At 59.7% G+C, this 14,482-nt stretch carries 17 protein-coding genes and 1 tRNA gene; 11 read left to right on the top strand and 7 right to left on the bottom strand.

Features of this window, described 5'->3' with window-relative positions; all coding sequences use genetic code 11:
• Positions 1-66: 66 nt before the first annotated feature.
• Entirely contained in the window at positions 67-1,845 is a 1,779-nt protein-coding gene (locus M5B42_RS17840; protein ID WP_103497070.1) for an acyl-CoA dehydrogenase C-terminal domain-containing protein, read from the top strand.
• A 232-nt stretch (positions 1,846-2,077) separates the two neighbouring features.
• Here the strand turns inward: M5B42_RS17840 and M5B42_RS17835 are convergent, their stop codons facing one another.
• Positions 2,078-3,007: a LysR substrate-binding domain-containing protein gene (locus M5B42_RS17835; RefSeq protein ID WP_103497069.1), complete on the bottom strand. Its 930-nt coding sequence runs from the start codon at positions 3,005-3,007 to the stop codon at positions 2,078-2,080.
• Positions 3,008-3,108: 101 nt separating this feature from the next.
• Between M5B42_RS17835 and M5B42_RS17830 the strand changes: the two genes are divergently transcribed.
• From M5B42_RS17830 to M5B42_RS17815, 4 genes are all read left to right on the top strand, one after another.
• Positions 3,109-3,807 carry an MOSC domain-containing protein gene (locus M5B42_RS17830; protein ID WP_248746586.1) on the top strand — a complete coding sequence of 233 codons (699 nt, stop codon included), beginning with the start codon at positions 3,109-3,111 and terminating at the stop codon, positions 3,805-3,807.
• Positions 3,804-5,081, top strand: a complete 1,278-nt coding sequence (locus M5B42_RS17825; RefSeq protein WP_248746585.1) for an aminotransferase class III-fold pyridoxal phosphate-dependent enzyme — start codon at positions 3,804-3,806, stop codon at positions 5,079-5,081. The genes M5B42_RS17830 and M5B42_RS17825 overlap by 4 nt, the downstream gene beginning before the upstream one ends.
• Before the next feature lie 220 nt (positions 5,082-5,301).
• Positions 5,302-5,667, top strand: a complete 366-nt coding sequence (locus tag M5B42_RS17820) for a type II toxin-antitoxin system RelE/ParE family toxin (protein WP_152741066.1) — start codon at positions 5,302-5,304, stop codon at positions 5,665-5,667.
• On the top strand, positions 5,651-5,971 hold the full coding sequence (locus M5B42_RS17815; RefSeq protein WP_103497065.1) for a DNA-binding transcriptional regulator: 321 nt from the start codon (positions 5,651-5,653) through the stop codon (positions 5,969-5,971). The genes M5B42_RS17820 and M5B42_RS17815 overlap by 17 nt, the downstream gene beginning before the upstream one ends.
• On the opposite strand, the gene M5B42_RS17810 is transcribed toward M5B42_RS17815, so the two are convergent.
• The 4 genes from M5B42_RS17810 to M5B42_RS17795 all read right to left on the bottom strand — a co-directional run bounded on the left by M5B42_RS17810 (position 5,968) and on the right by M5B42_RS17795 (position 9,452).
• Complete coding sequence (locus tag M5B42_RS17810) at positions 5,968-6,162, bottom strand: hypothetical protein (RefSeq protein WP_248746720.1); 195 nt, start codon at positions 6,160-6,162, stop codon at positions 5,968-5,970. The genes M5B42_RS17815 and M5B42_RS17810 overlap by 4 nt on opposite strands.
• A 48-nt stretch (positions 6,163-6,210) precedes the next feature.
• A complete protein-coding gene (locus M5B42_RS17805) occupies positions 6,211-7,005 on the bottom strand; it encodes a carbon-nitrogen hydrolase family protein (RefSeq protein WP_248746584.1) in 795 nt (264 codons plus the stop codon).
• 13 nt (positions 7,006-7,018) lie between these two features.
• Positions 7,019-8,701, bottom strand: a complete 1,683-nt coding sequence (locus M5B42_RS17800; protein ID WP_248746583.1) for an NAD(P)/FAD-dependent oxidoreductase — start codon at positions 8,699-8,701, stop codon at positions 7,019-7,021.
• A 289-nt stretch (positions 8,702-8,990) separates the two neighbouring features.
• Positions 8,991-9,452, bottom strand: coding sequence for an Lrp/AsnC family transcriptional regulator (locus M5B42_RS17795; protein WP_248746582.1), 462 nt, complete (start codon positions 9,450-9,452; stop codon positions 8,991-8,993).
• A gap of 208 nt (positions 9,453-9,660) precedes the next feature.
• Between M5B42_RS17795 and M5B42_RS17790 the strand changes: the two genes are divergently transcribed.
• Both M5B42_RS17790 and M5B42_RS17785 read left to right on the top strand, forming a co-directional pair.
• The gene (locus M5B42_RS17790; protein ID WP_248746581.1) at positions 9,661-10,074 is read left to right on the top strand and encodes a type II toxin-antitoxin system RelE/ParE family toxin; all 414 of its coding nucleotides are present in this window, start codon (positions 9,661-9,663) and stop codon (positions 10,072-10,074) included.
• Positions 10,067-10,372 (top strand): XRE family transcriptional regulator, encoded by a 306-nt coding sequence (locus tag M5B42_RS17785; protein WP_152741060.1) that lies wholly within the window; start codon positions 10,067-10,069, stop codon positions 10,370-10,372. Before M5B42_RS17790 ends, M5B42_RS17785 begins: the two co-directional genes overlap by 8 nt.
• Position 10,373: 1 nt before the next feature.
• On the opposite strand, the gene M5B42_RS17780 is transcribed toward M5B42_RS17785, so the two are convergent.
• Entirely contained in the window at positions 10,374-11,516 is a 1,143-nt protein-coding gene (locus tag M5B42_RS17780) for a Fic family protein (RefSeq protein ID WP_248746580.1), read from the bottom strand.
• A gap of 198 nt (positions 11,517-11,714) precedes the next feature.
• Between M5B42_RS17780 and M5B42_RS17775 the strand changes: the two genes are divergently transcribed.
• From M5B42_RS17775 to M5B42_RS17760, 4 genes are all read left to right on the top strand, one after another.
• A complete protein-coding gene (locus M5B42_RS17775) occupies positions 11,715-11,966 on the top strand; it encodes a helix-turn-helix domain-containing protein (RefSeq protein ID WP_248746579.1) in 252 nt (83 codons plus the stop codon).
• Complete coding sequence (locus M5B42_RS17770; protein ID WP_248746578.1) at positions 11,966-13,162, top strand: type II toxin-antitoxin system HipA family toxin; 1,197 nt, start codon at positions 11,966-11,968, stop codon at positions 13,160-13,162. The genes M5B42_RS17775 and M5B42_RS17770 overlap by 1 nt, the downstream gene beginning before the upstream one ends.
• 459 nt (positions 13,163-13,621) lie before the next feature.
• Positions 13,622-13,930 carry a hypothetical protein gene (locus tag M5B42_RS17765; protein ID WP_248746718.1) on the top strand — a complete coding sequence of 103 codons (309 nt, stop codon included), beginning with the start codon at positions 13,622-13,624 and terminating at the stop codon, positions 13,928-13,930.
• A gap of 108 nt (positions 13,931-14,038) precedes the next feature.
• The gene (locus M5B42_RS17760; protein WP_248746577.1) at positions 14,039-14,263 is read left to right on the top strand and encodes a type II toxin-antitoxin system RelB/DinJ family antitoxin; all 225 of its coding nucleotides are present in this window, start codon (positions 14,039-14,041) and stop codon (positions 14,261-14,263) included.
• Between the two features lie 133 nt (positions 14,264-14,396).
• Here the strand turns inward: M5B42_RS17760 and M5B42_RS17755 are convergent.
• Positions 14,397-14,473 (bottom strand) — tRNA-Ile (locus M5B42_RS17755).
• Positions 14,474-14,482: the final 9 nt, after the last annotated feature.

Raw genomic sequence — 14,482 nt, 5'->3', positions numbered from 1 at the left:
GTAAACTCGAGCCATAGAAAATCGGCCCCATCCGGGGCCCGTCGTTTAGATCCTGCGAGGTTTGCCATGGCTGACTACAAAGCGCCCCTGCGCGATATGCGCTTCGTCCTCAATGAAGTGTTCGAGGTCGCGAAACTCTGGGCTCAACTACCTGCCCTGGCCGAGACCGTCGACGCCGAAACCGTCGAAGCGATTCTCGAAGAGGCCGGCAAGGTCACCGCCAAGAGCATCGCGCCCTTGAGCCGTGGCGGCGATGAGGAAGGCTGCCGCTGGGACAACGGTGCGGTGTTCACGCCCGCCGGTTTCCCCCAGGCCTACCAGACCTACGCCGAAGGCGGTTGGGTCGGCGTCGGCGGTGATCCGGCCTTCGGTGGCATGGGCATGCCCAAGGCGGTGTCGGCCCAGGTCGAAGAAATGATCAACTCCTCCAGCCTCGCCTTCGGCCTGTACCCGATGCTGACGGCCGGTGCCTGTGTCTCGATCAACACCCACGCCAGCGAAGAGCTGAAAGCCACTTACCTGCCGAACATGTATTCGGGTGTCTGGGCCGGCTCCATGTGCCTGACCGAACCCCACGCAGGCACCGACCTGGGGATTATCCGCACCAAGGCCGAGCCCCAGGCGGACGGCTCCTACAAGGTCAGCGGCACCAAGATCTTTATCACCGGCGGCGAACACGACCTGACCGAGAACATCATTCACCTGGTGCTGGCCAAGCTGCCGGACGCCCCGGCCGGTCCCAAGGGCATCTCGCTGTTCCTGGTACCGAAGTTCATGGTCAATGCCGACGGCAGCCTCGGCGCGCGCAACCCGGTGAGCTGTGGTTCCATCGAACACAAGATGGGTATCCAGGCGTCCGCGACCTGCGTGATGAACTTCGACGAAGCCGTGGGTTACCTGATCGGCGAGCCGAACAAGGGCCTCGCGGCGATGTTCACCATGATGAACTACGAGCGCCTGGGGGTGGGCATCCAGGGCCTGGCATCGGGCGAGCGCTCGTACCAGAACGCGGTCGAGTACGCCCGTGATCGCCTGCAAAGCCGTTCGCCGACCGGGCCAAAGGCCAAGGACAAGGTGGCCGACCCGATCATCGTGCACCCCGATGTACGGCGCATGCTGTTGACCATGAAAGCGTCGAACGAGGGTGGCCGGGCATTTTCCACCTATGTGGCGATGCAGTTGGACACCGCCAAGTTCAGCGAAGACGCTACCACCCGCGAACGCGCGGATGGCCTGGTGGCCTTGCTGACCCCAGTGGCCAAGGCCTTCCTCACCGACCTCGGCCTGGAAACCACCGTGCACGGCCAGCAGGTGTTCGGCGGCCACGGCTATATCCGCGAGTGGGGACAGGAGCAGTTGGTGCGCGATGTGCGCATCACCCAGATCTACGAAGGCACCAACGGCATCCAGGCCCTGGACCTGGTGGGGCGCAAGATCGTCGGCAACGGCGGCGCCTATTACAAGTTGTTCGCCGAAGAGATTCGCCATTTCATCCAGACCGCCGACGCCGGGCTGGCCGAGTTCACCCAGCCGCTGGGCGCCGCGCTGGATAACCTCGATGACCTGACCGCCTGGGTCCTGGAGCGCGCCAAGAGCAATCCGGACGAGATCGGTGCGGCATCTGTCGAATACCTGCAAGCCTTCGGTTACACCACCTATGCCTACATGTGGGCACTGATGGCCAAGGCAGCGTTGGGCAAGGAGAGTCAGGAGACGTTCTACGCGAGCAAAATGGGCACCGCGCGGTTCTATTTCGCACGTCTGTTGCCGCGTATTCACTCGCTGACAGCCTCGGTGAAAGCCGGGAGCGAGTCGTTGTTCCTACTGGATGCCGAGCAATTTTGATTCTTCGGATGCTATGTAAGCATTTACTTACATAACGCGCTGCTTTTTGCCCCTATCGCCAAATTGGATCCAGCGATAATCTTTGCAACAAGGACGTCGAGCAGGAAGCTCAAAAGCAACAACAGGGACACGTAGGATTCTGCCAGGACGGCGGAGTGAAAGGGATGTCAGGGAAACAGTCTGCAAAACCCCGCTTAGGCGGGGTTTTCTTTTGCCCGCGAAAAAGTAGCGGTCAGTTCAGCCCTTCTCGTACTGGCGGCGGATGCCCGCCCGGGCGGTTTGTCACCATCACGTCTTCGAGCAAGTTGCGCAACAACTCCAGTGTTGCCTGCTGGCGCTGCACATCGCGACATACCAGCCCGACTTTCAAGGCAACCCGCGGTTCGGTCAGCGGCTTCCACAGCAACAGGTCGTCGTCATGCTCATGCCGTGAGCGGCCCGGCAGCACCGTTGCCAATCGTGTGTGTGGCAGGCTGTCGAGGATGCCGGCCATATTGTTCAGCTCGGCCTGGACCTGAGGGCGTCGCCCCAGATTGGCCAGTTGCCCCTGCCAGATCTGGCGGATCTGGAATTCCTCACCGAGCAGCAACATCGGCAGTTCGGCGGCCTGGCTCAAGGAGACCTTCTTGAATTCGCGCAGTGGATGATCGCTCGGGATCACCAGTTGCAGCTCATCTTCGTACAACAGCACCCCATGCAAGCCAGGTTGGCGCGGCGGCAGATAGCTGATGCCGATATCCAGCGAACCATTGAGCAGGCGTCGCTCGATCTCCATGCCGGTCAATTCGTAGATCTGCACCACCAGGTGCGGTTGGGCCTTGCGCACCCGTTCCAGCATCTGCGGCACCAGGCTGGTGTGCACGGTCTGCAGCACGCCGATGGCCAGGGTGCGCAGGGCCTGGCCCTGGAAGTTGCGCAGGTCGTCCCGAGCCCGTTGCAGACCATCGAGCAGCGGTAGTGCGTGGTTGTAGAGCGTATGGGCGGCGAGGGTCGGCAGCAGGCGCTTGCTGCTGCGTTCGAACAGGCCCACATCGAGGTTGTGTTCGAGCTGGCGGATCTGCTGCGACAGGGCCGGTTGCGAGATCGACAGGCGTTCGGCGGCCCGGCCGACATGGCCTTCTTCATACACCGCGACGAAATAACGCAGTTGCTTGAAATCCATAAGCTGTACTTATCGAAAATGCTCGAAAAACGAAATGGCCGCGAGTGCCGGGGAAGCCTAGTCTAACCCCAATCACAAGGCTTACAGGGCCATAGAACGCGATGAATACTGTTTGCGTGGACGGTGTTTACATAGGCAAGGCAAAAAATCTCGGACAGGGTTTGCTCGGCGATACGGATAAACACCGGGTTGCCAACCGGCTCTGGTTGTGGCCACAGGGCCTGGGCAGCGACGAGCACGGCGATCCGCGCTTCCATACCGGGCCCGAGCGGGCGCTGCATCACTATCCCGCCGAGCATTACGCCTACTGGCGGCAACGTTATCCACAGCTCGATTGGGCGGCACCGGCCTTTGGCGAGAACGTGTCGACGCAGGGCCTGACCGAGGAGCAGGTCTGCCTGGGCGATCTGTTTCGCTGGGGCGGTGCGTTGTTGCAGGTCAGCCAGCCGCGCTCGGCCTGTTATCGCCTGAGTCGTCTCGGAACCTTGCCGGACCTGCCGCAAGAGGCCCAGGACACAGGGCGCTGCGGTTGGTTCTATCGGGTGCTCAAGTCGGGCTTTGTCAGCGCCGACCAACCGTTCGAACTGATTCAGCGCAGCTATCCCGGCTTGACCGTGGCCTGGGCGCTGCAGGCCTTCTTCCAGGAGCCCTTGGAACAGGCGGGCTTGAAGATGCTGGTGGATTGTCCTGCGCTGTCTTCGCGCTGGCGCGACACGGCCATCAAGCGCCTGCGCAGCGGGCGAGTGGAAGACTGGTCGGCGCGGTTGCTCGGCCTGCCGCTGGAAGGTCTGCGCGCATGAACCTGTTCAGCTTACGTCGTACGCCGCCGAGTCTCGATGACCTGACGGCCGAGTACCGGCAAGTCTCCCGGCAAGACAGTGTCAGCCATGAATACCTGATGCCGGCTAATGCGCGTCTCGCCCCGGTGTTCGTTCGTGGCCAGGGCTCTTCGGTATGGGATACGCAGGGCCAGGCTTATCTGGATTTCAGCCAGGGTGGTGGCAGCAACAGTCTCGGTCACAGCCCCGGTGTTCTGGCCCGGGCTTTGTCCGACCAGGCCTACGGGTTGATCAATGTCGGGGCGGGGTTTCATAACCAAGGGCAACTGAATCTGGCCCAGCGACTGTGCGAGAGCACCAGCTGCGACCAGGTACATTTTTTCAATAGCGGCTCCGAAGCCTGCGACGGCGCGATCAAGCTGGCACGCAAGTGGGGGCAACTAAATCGTGGTGGTGCGTCTCGGATCATCTCGGTGAGCAACGCCTGTCACGGCGGTGGTTTCGGCGCCATGGCAGCGTCGGAGGCTTTTGACAATCGGTTCGAGCCGCAACTGCCGGGCTTCAGCCAGGTGCCATTCAATGATTTGCCGGCCTTGCATGCCGCCGTGGATGCCAAGACCGTCGCGATCATGCTGGAACCGATCCAGAGTGCCGCCGGGGTGATTCCGGCGACCGGGCACTACCTCAAGGGGGTCGAACGGCTATGCCGTGAGTTGGGCATCCTGCTGATCCTGGATGAAGTGCAGACCGGCATGGGGCGCTGTGGCACCTTGCTGGTCGAACAGCAGTATGGCGTGACGGCGGACATCGTCACCCTGGGCAAGGGCCTGGGCGGCGGCGTGCCGCTGGCCGCCCTGTTGGCGCGGGGCAAGGCTTGCTGCTTCGCACCCGGCGAAATCGGTGGCAGTCACCATGGCAATGCGATGATGTGCAGTGCCGGGCTGGCGGTGCTGGAGACGCTGCTCGCGGGTGATTTTCTCACACGGGTCCGCGAAACCGGGCAGTACCTGCGTGATGGGCTGACGCGCCTGGCCCAACGTTATGCACAGGGAGAGTTGCGCGGTACGGGCCTGCTCTGGGGCCTGACCCTGGGGGATGATTCGGCGGATGCGCTGCTCAAGGCGGCGCTGCAGGAAGGACTGCTGCTGGATGCGCCGAAAGCCGATTGCCTGCGTTTTTCACCGGCACTGAACGTCAGCAAGGGCGACATCGACGAGATGCTGTTGCGCCTGGCCCGCGCCTTTTCCCGAGTGCGGACCGCTCAGGTCCAGTGCCGCAAGGGCATTGCCGTCTGATATTGACTGGCGCCTTTTCCCCAACGAATTCAAGAACCGTCTCGCGGTATAACGCGTCGCCCTGTGCCTGACTCTTTTGGCACGGGGTGTTTTTTTGTGGGCGGCGTTCAGGGCGCACTGTTTACACAAGGACGCTCCTTCAGGAGTCCGACCAACGAGGTGTGTGACGGACTTGAATTTATATACCACTGAGTGGTATGTTTTTTGGAGAAGGATTTCCATGCCATATAGGTTTTTCAAAACTCGGCGCTTCAGCGTCGATGCGAGAAAGGCACTGATCACCGATGCAGCGCTAGTCGCGGCTATGAGGGAAGCCATTAGTGGTCAGGCGGACAATCTGGGCGGCGGTGTCTGGAAGAAGCGGCTCAACGAGAACCGTCATCGCTCCATTGTATTGGCGAGGGGGCGTTGTTACTGGGTCTTCCAGTTTCTGTTCGCCAAAAGCGATCAGAGCAATATCACGGCACAGGAGCTCAGTGCCTTCAAGGCGCTGGCCAAAGCCTATGAGGGACTCAGCGAACAGCAGGTTCAACAGCTAGTGGAAATGAAAGAGTTTGTGGAGATAGGTCATGACCAAGACATTTAAAAGCGAGGCACTGGAATCGATTCATGAATCGGCCAGCGCGTTGCAGGCCATTGGGGCGATCAGCAAGGCGACCATGCGTGAGTTCGATGAGTCCTGCCTGGCGCAGGTCCCGGATGAAATCGCACCGGAACAGATCAAGCAGCTGCGTGAGCGTAACCACGTCAGCCAGCCGGTTTTTGCCCGTTACCTGAACACCAGCGCCTCGACCGTGAAGCAGTGGGAGGCGGGCGACAAGCAACCCAGCGGCATGGCGCTCAAATTGTTGAGCATCGTGCAGAAATACGGCTTGCAGATATTGGCCTAACGTTCGCGACGATTGCGTGAGCGGTCCTGGGCAAAGGTGCGCAGCCCACGGTGGGCGCTGGTTTGTCCGCGAATCAAGCCGGCGCGATCGGCAGGTTCTGAGGGCGGTACGGGCGGCGGTGTTTGTGCTGGCTCCCCGGATTCGTTCGAGGACACCGGACCTTCGGAGTCGGGAGCGGTTGGCAGGGACATGGGCGTTTCCTTGGAAGAGGAACGCCCATTTTAGCGGATAACGCTCGCTCAGTCCTGGCTCAGGTCCGTATAGAGCTCCGGACGGCGGTCCAGCAGATAGCGGTTGCTGGCCCGTGAGGCCTGCATCAGCGAACGGTCCAGGGTGACGACAATCAGGGTTTCATCCAGGCCGGCGCGGGCCAGGCGGCTGCCGTCCGGTGCGGCGATGCTGCTCTGGCCGCAGTACTGGATATCGCCCTCGTTCCCGCAGTAGTTGGCGTACGCCACAAAACACTGGTTCTCGAAGGCCCGGGCGCGAATGGTCACATCGGCGACGAAGTCGAACGGCACCATATTGGCGGTGGGCACCAGAATCACCTCGGCGCCGCTCAAGGCCAGGCGCCGGGTGTTTTCCGGGAACTCGACGTCGTAGCAGATCAACAGCCCGATCTTCCAGTCTCCCAGTTCCACCACGGGGAAGTGGTCAGGCCCGGCGCTGAACATCGAATGATCCAGGTCGCCGTAGAGGTGGGTCTTGCGATAGTTGCACAGGCTCTGACCCTGGGCGTCGATCAACTGCACCGCGTTATAGATCTGGCCGTCCTCGGCACGCTCCGGGTAGCCGTAGACAATGGCCATGTTCGCCGCCCGGGCGAGGGCGGCAATATGCTGTGCGCTGGTGCCATCGCTAGCTTCGGCCAGGGCACCTACCGCTTCGGCACCGATGTTGTAGCCGGTCAGGAACATTTCCGGGAGCACCAGCACATCCACGCCACGGGCCTCGACGGTCAGGCGCTGCAAGCGTTGCAGGTTGCCCGCGACATCCAGCGGTTGCGGCGGGCATTGATAGAGAGCGATCTGCACAGGCGCGTTCCTTTCAGTCGGCCAGGGCAATCGGGCCGATGTCCTTGAAGACATCGCCCGGTCCCGGGTTCTCGGCGTGGGTGCGTCCACCGAAGTGGTTCATGATGCCCCACACGGCATTGAGCGAAGTCTGTACCGCGCCTTCGACCCAGGCCGGCGTCCAGGACACATCGTCACCGGCAATGAAGATGCCGCGGTGTTCGGCGGGCATATCGGCCTGCATGAAGTGCGCGTACATCCGCTGGTTGTAGCGGTAGTGGCCGGGCAGGGCGCCTTTGAAGGCGCCGAGGAAGTGCGGGTCGGCTTCCCAGGACACAGTGATCGGATCGCCGATGATGCGCGCGGCGATATCCACTTTCGGGTAGATCTTCTTCAGCGCGTCCAGGGCCAGCTTCACCCGTTTTTCGATGGGTTGCGGAAGCATTTTCAGGGCGTCGCTCATCCACGAGTACGACAGGCAGATCACGCCGGGCTTGTCGTCACCGTTGTCGAACAGGTAAGTGCCACGGGTCAGGCGATCGGTGAGGGTCATGCTCATCAGGTCGCGACCGGTTTGCGGATCCTTGTCCTTCCAGAACGGCCGGTCGACCATGACAAAGGTCTTCGAGGACTGCATATAGCGTGTGCGATCCAGGGCCATCCACATCTTCTGGGAGAACAGCGACTCCTCGCATTCGATCTGGGTGGTCAGCAGCCAGCTCTGGCAGGTGACGAGGACGGCGGCGTACTGACGGGTATCGCCCCAGTTGTCGGTGACCGCGAACTGACCGTCGGCATCGCGGGTAATACGTTTGACGCCGGTACGTGGCGCGCCGTGGTGCAGGCTGCTCAGGCTGGTGCCGGCCGGCCAATGGGCGCAGCGTTGCGGCACATGGCGCCAGATGCCCAGGGGGACTTGCTCCACACCGCCGACCACCAGATGCTGGTGATCGTCGCAGTTGGTCATCACCACGCGGAAGATTTCCAGCATCGAGTTGGGGAAGTCCGAGTCCCAGCCGCCGGTGCCGAAACCGACCTGGCCGAACACTTCGCGGTGCTGGAACGACAGCTTGGCGAAGGCCTTGGAGGTGGCGACGAAGTCGTAGAAGGTGCGGTCGTCCCACAGTGGGACCAGGGTGTTCCACAGTTCTTTCAGGCGCGGCACGTCGCGGTCGCGAATGGCCTGCTGGATATCGCCGAAGCGCGAACCGTCTTCCAGGGCGTCGGCCCAGGCGTCGGCGACTTCCTGGAACAGGGCGGGCAGGTCGGCGAGTTTCTCGGCGTAGTAGGTTTCGCCTTCGAGGTCGATCACCGTGCTGCCGGAGGCCGGGGTCAGCGGGTTGGGGAAGGGTTTGGTCTCGAGGCCGAGCTTGTCGACGTAGTGGTAGAACGCCGTGGACGAGACCGGGAAACGCATGCCGCCGAGTTCGGCGATGATGCCTTCGGCGCCTTCAAAGGCCTGGGAGCGCAGACGGCCGCCCATTTTCGAGGCTTCGTAGACGACCGGCTTGAGGCCCAGTTTCATCAGTTCATAGGCGGCCACCAATCCGGCGATCCCGGCGCCGACAATCGCCACTTCCGACCCGTGATTTTCCGCCGGGATGCTACCCAGTCCGGCCGTGTGCTCGATCCAGTCATCGAAGGCGAACGGGAAGTCCGGGCCGAAGATGGTGATGGGTTTTTTACCGTCGGCAGGATGGCGATTGTTCTTGTTCATGGCTGACCTTGCTGGCGACTCGGGCCGGGCGGTGTATCCGGCTGGAGTATAGATAGGAAAAGACTGAGGCCATTGTAGGGAGCGGGGAGTGCGTTAATAAGACGCAAAGTGTCGTCGTTTTGATCTTAAATGATGCTTTATGACGAACTATTTGTTCGAGGTGACGCGTACCTGCAGGAGCAGTGCTTGCCCGCGAAGAGGACCTTGAGGGCGCTAAAAGCTTCGCGGGCAATCGAGCGTCGACCGGCCGCTCCTACAGATACTGCATTCAGCCAGCAAATTTGCGGGGCTAAACCGGTTGCCCCCGATCCACCTTGCTACTGAGAATGATCGAGGTAGTGGTTTTCTCCACCCCTTCAACGCTGCCGATCTGGTCGAGCAACTGGTCCAGCTGTTCCGGCGAATCGCTGCGCAGCCAGGCCACATAGTCAAACTCGCCGCTTACAGCGCAGAGCTGATGGATCTGCGCCATGGCACTGAGGCGCCGCACCACATCCTTGCCCGAACGCGGCTGCACCGTGATCCCGACATAGGCCTGCAAACCGCCATCGACCACCCGCTGACCCAGTCGCACGCCATAACCGGTAATCACCTTGGCTTTTTCCAGGCGTGCCAGCCTTGAGGTGACCGTGGTGCGCGCGATCCCCAACTGCCGAGCCAGCATCGCCACGCTTTCACGGGCATTGATCTGTAGCGCGGAAATCAACTGACGGTCGATTTCATCGAGGGCGGGAGGGCGGGTGTCGGACAAGGTCGGGCTCCGGTGGCGGGTGTTGAAGACCTCACATGTTACAGATTCGGATGCATGGGCGGGATTCGAAGCGCTCGTGCGAGTGGTGCATGAATAGGGCGGACTGATCGCTCGCACGACGAGGAGCCGGGAGAGGACGTCAAGATGGGGCCCGGCTCTGGCCTTATTGTTTCTCATTGTTTGCCTCTATTGCCTCAGGTCAAAAACCATGAAAAATTCCTTGGGGGTTATATTCCTTGGATGGCATACTTTGAGCGCGAACTGGGAAGTTGAATACACCGATGAATTTGAGTGTTGGTGGGATCGCTTGACTGAATCCGAGCAAGATTCTGTCGAGGTGACGGTCATGTTGCTGGGCGACCTCGGTCCACACCTGGGTTTCCCTCACAGCAGCCACATCAAAGGCTCACGTTATGGGCATTTGCGCGAGTTGCGAATACAGCATGGGGGAAGGCCTTATCGCGTGTTGTACGTATTCGACCCGCGCCGTTGTGCCATTTTGCTATTGGGGGGCGACAAGACGGGTCAGGACCGCTGGTACGAAGAAAACATCCCCAAGGCCGAACGGCTGTACGACGAGCATCTGGATACCTTGAGAAAAGAGGGTTTTGACAATGGCTAAGAAATTCGCCGATTTGGTGGCACGGCGCTCGCCTGAATCGCGCGTGCGTGTCGATGCCATGTACCAACAACTGCGTGCTGAAATGCCGTTACATGAGCTTCGTCAGGCGCAACAGCTAAGTCAGGATGCCTTGGCCAAGGCATTGCACATCAATCAAGCCGCCGTTTCCAAGATGGAGCGGCGCACGGACATGTACATCAGCACGTTGCGCAATTACATCCGTGCCATGGGTGGTGAATTGGAGATCATCGCAACCTTTCCCGAGGGGCAGGTCAAGATCGATAACTTCGCCGGTTGAATCAGGTGGGAGCGCCGCGCAAGCTGGGAATCTGATAGCGGGTACTGCGTCCGCCCCCGGGAAGTCGGTAGAGGCAACCTTTCTCCAGAAGATCCGCCAGATGGCGGGTCGCGGTCGCCTTACTGACTTTGGTGACTGCCTGGTATTGCGCGGCATTGATACCACCCTCGAAACCTCTCTCACCGCCATCGAGCAGCCTGTTGATAACTTTGAGTTGCTCCGGCGAGAGTTGAAGATGGCGATGTTGTTGCCAATACCGTGCCTTGACCAGTACCCGATTGATGTTGGCCTGGGCCTGCTCCAGGCTGCGCAGCAGGGTTTTCAGGAACCATTGCAGCCAAGGGGTGATATCCAGCGAGTCCTTTTGGCTGGACTCGAGTATTTCGTAATAGCCCTTCCGGTCTTCGAGAATGCTCGCGGACATCGCATAGAACCGAATCGCCTGTTGTTCGCCCTGCGCCAGTGCCAGATCGGTGAGGGTGCGGGTCAGGCGACCATTGCCATCATCGAATGGATGCAAGGTCACGAACCAGAAATGCGCAACGCCGGCACGCAGCAGTGGGTCGAGTGCCGTATCTGCCTGACTGGCGTTGAACCAGTGGATAAACGCCATCAGCTCTTCGTCGAGCCCGGCCCGCGGTGGTGCCTCGAAATGCACGACAGGTCGATCCAGACGTCCGGAGACCACCTGCATCGGCTCGTTACCGCGCAGCTTGCCGATACGGATTTTCGGTGCCAGAGGGCTTTCGTCGGGCTGGAAAAGCAGTGTTTGCCAATACAGCAGGCGCTCAAGGCTCAACGGCGATTGGTGGTGTTGCGTTGCGTCCAACAGCAGTTCCGCCAGGCCCTCGCTACGTGGGCTGGCGGATTGGTCGGCGCTCAGCCCCAGGCGTCTTGCCAGTGAGGACCTGACAGAGCCGACATTCAGTGGCTCTCCTTCGATGGCCGATGAAGTGATGATGTTTTGCAGCAAGGCATCCAGCTCGTTCTGCGCGCTGCTGTCCTCGCCGATGGCTGCGGCCATGCCGAGCAAGCGTCCCTGGGCGTGTCCGCATTCCAGCAGCAGCGGCGTCAGGGCCTTTTCCTGCCAGGTGAAATGAGGCCAGTCGGGCTGTTGCCAGATCCAGTGAGGCAGATCGTTCATAGAGGACTCCGCATGAGCGTGAGCCGAATAAAAGGCCTATTCGGCTCATTTTGTGAGCCGATTGTGCGATTTATTCGGCTCATCGTCTAGCTGGGAGACGCTTGCAGGCTGCTCTTGGGTTGAGCCGTATATCTGCTTTGATTTTTCTTAAAGTTCGGTATACGTTACATTTAATATCATTTGTCGCGTATACAGAACATGGACTATTCCCTCATCACAGTGCGTCTCGGCGATCAGGTCCGGCAGCGTCGTCTGAATCGCGGGCTGACTCAAGCCAGGCTCGCTACCTTAGCTGGCATCACCCGACAGAAGGTCATCGCCATCGAGAAGGGTGACCTGTCAGTAGGCATGGTCGCCTATGCGCGAGTCCTGGGCGCTATGGACTGTGAGTTCGCCGTGGTGCCGGCGGTAATGCCCACGCTGGATGAAATACAGGGAGTGTTCGACTGATGACAACCGTACTGCAAGTTGCGACGCCTCAAGGTGACAGCGGGAGGATCCTTGGCAGCGGTGGAGACTATCTGTTTCGTTATCACGAAGAGGCCAAGACGCAAGCCGCGATCAGTTTGCTGATGCCTGTGCGTCTGGATGAATACCGTCACCGAGAATTGCATCCGATCTTCCAGATGAACCTCCCGGAAGGTTATGTCCTGGAGCAGTTGCGCAACCGTCTTGCCAAGGTGGCGAATGTCGATCCCATGCTGCTGCTTGCGCTGTCTGGTAGCAGTTCGCCTATTGGGCGGGTAGCGGTGAGTTCGCCGGAGGTCGATGCGCTCTTGCAGCGTCAACAGTACCCTGGAGAAAAGCTGGAGGAAATCCTGGCCTGGGATGGCGCACAAGACATTTTTGCCGATTTGGTAGATCGCTATATTCTGCGCGCCGGGATATCGGGCGTGCAGCCCAAGGTGTTGGTGCCGGAGCATCCGGATGGTGCGCCTCAACGGTTTACCTCGAAAACCTCTGACCTGATCGTCAAGAGCGGCCGAGACGAGTTTCCGGGGCTCGCGATTAACGAGTTCCTCTGTATGTCCGTGGCCAGGGAAGCCGGGATTACGGTGCCGGAGTTCTACCTTTCCGATAATGCCAAGCTGTTCGTCATGCGCCGCTTCGATAGGGATGAGCAACTCAATCCCATTGGCTTCGAGGACATGGCGGTACTGATGGGGCTTGCTGCAGAGCAAAAGTACAGCAAGAGCTATTCGGCCATTGCCAAGGCCATCCGTCTATTCTGCTCGCCCGAGCAGGTGCAAGGCTCACTGGCCCAGCTATTTGCCATCGTGACCTTGAGCTGCATCGTTGGTAACGGCGACGCTCATCTGAAGAACTTCGGGCTGCTGTATTCCGACCCCACGCAGCGCGATGCGCGGCTGGCACCTGCCTACGACATCGTCAACACCACGGCTTACCTTCCAAAGGACGTATTGGCGCTTGATCTTGTCGGCAACAAATCGTTATTCGCCTCACGGCAGGGGCTGCTGGACTTCGCTCTAGTGTGTGAGGTAGCCCGGCCAGAAGAGGTAATCCGCGATCAGTTGCAAGTACTGGAACGGGTACTGGCTCGCTCGACTGAGCTTTGTGAACAGGCACCGAATGTAGTCACGGCAATTAGGCAATGTGCTGAGCCGTTTATGAAAACCTTCGGCTAGTGCATGCACACGCTCGCTGAATTGAAGCCGGGCCAGCATGAGCCGTTGAGCCTAGCGAGGCTCAACGGCTAAGTCAGGATGCCTTGGCCAAGACGCTGCACATCCTGTCGAAAAAGGGGTGACTGGAAGAGTCGCCGTCAGCAGGTGACTTCAACACCAGGTGTGTGCTCCTTGAGGTGCATACATTTGCACACGGTTTTCACGTTGCGTCAGCCAAGTACGACAACTACATTTTGACCGTCGCTGCAAATTCAGCGACCGGGCTGGACACCCGCGGATTTCAAACGTAGTCATCCATACCGCGTAGGAGTTTTGCCTGTGTCCAAGAAAATTGTCCCTGATCCGCATCTTGTTTCTGTTTCTAAAGACCCTACGCCAGATGGTGATGGGTCTCTCTTTCGTGGCGCTGCTGACGGCGCTAGTGGCTCTGTGAAAGCACTCCGCTCTGATACAACCCATTTGCTTGATACCCTCGCTTTAACCGTATCCAAAACCATCGATCACGCTGACCCTCTCAAACCCTCGATTTTTGCCATCCAACCAGGCGTCAATGCTCAGGACGCGTTGATCTACGTCTCGAAATTGCTCGAAGCCGCCGAACTGAATGGTGATGAAATCAGCTTGCACACGAATCCGGTGGAGCGATCTCTGTTTTGGGGCATGCTTCACTCGGTAGAAATGGCACGGGCTGTGGTGGATGCTCTACTTGAAGGATCGTCCTCGCCCCATCACGGCTCAGCGGCGTTGGACGACCACTCTTTTGATTGAAGTAGCGCATGCTGCGGTTGGGTTGCTGATCAGCAGACTGAACGGCCACCGTGCGGGCTTGCAAAAAAAGCCTTTTTGTCTCGCTGTCATGACAGTGAGAGGTATCCCATGACATCCATCAAAGTCCGCATTGACGACGACCTCAAGGCACGTGCTTGCCAGGAGCTGGGAAAACTCGGTGTCACTCCTTCCGAGCTGATGCGTCAAGCCTTGCAGTACGTAGCAGCGCGCGATCAGCTGCCGTTTAAGCCCATTCTGATAACCAAGGACGCGACGGTGCGGGAGCGATTGGCAGCTCCCCAGCGAATTAAGGTTTCACTAGACGAGCTATAGCTTTGAGTTCGATGCGCCGGCGTTTTTTCAGATGTGGACGTTTTGTGGACAGAAAGCTGCCTTTTCGATTTTCAGAGAGGGAATCTGACTCGGAGCAAAAACGACAAAGCCGCGCACTGCGCGGCTTTCAAGGTGGTGGGCCCACACGGACTTGAACCGTGGACCAAAGGATTATGAGTCCTCTGCTCTAACCAACTGAGCTATAGGCCCTCAGTAGGC

The sequence above is a fragment of the Pseudomonas sp. MWU12-2037 genome, from assembly GCF_023242345.1.
In the GTDB taxonomy this organism is placed as follows: domain Bacteria; phylum Pseudomonadota; class Gammaproteobacteria; order Pseudomonadales; family Pseudomonadaceae; genus Aquipseudomonas; species Aquipseudomonas gingeri_D.
This window is presented reverse-complemented; position numbering and strand designations above follow the sequence as displayed.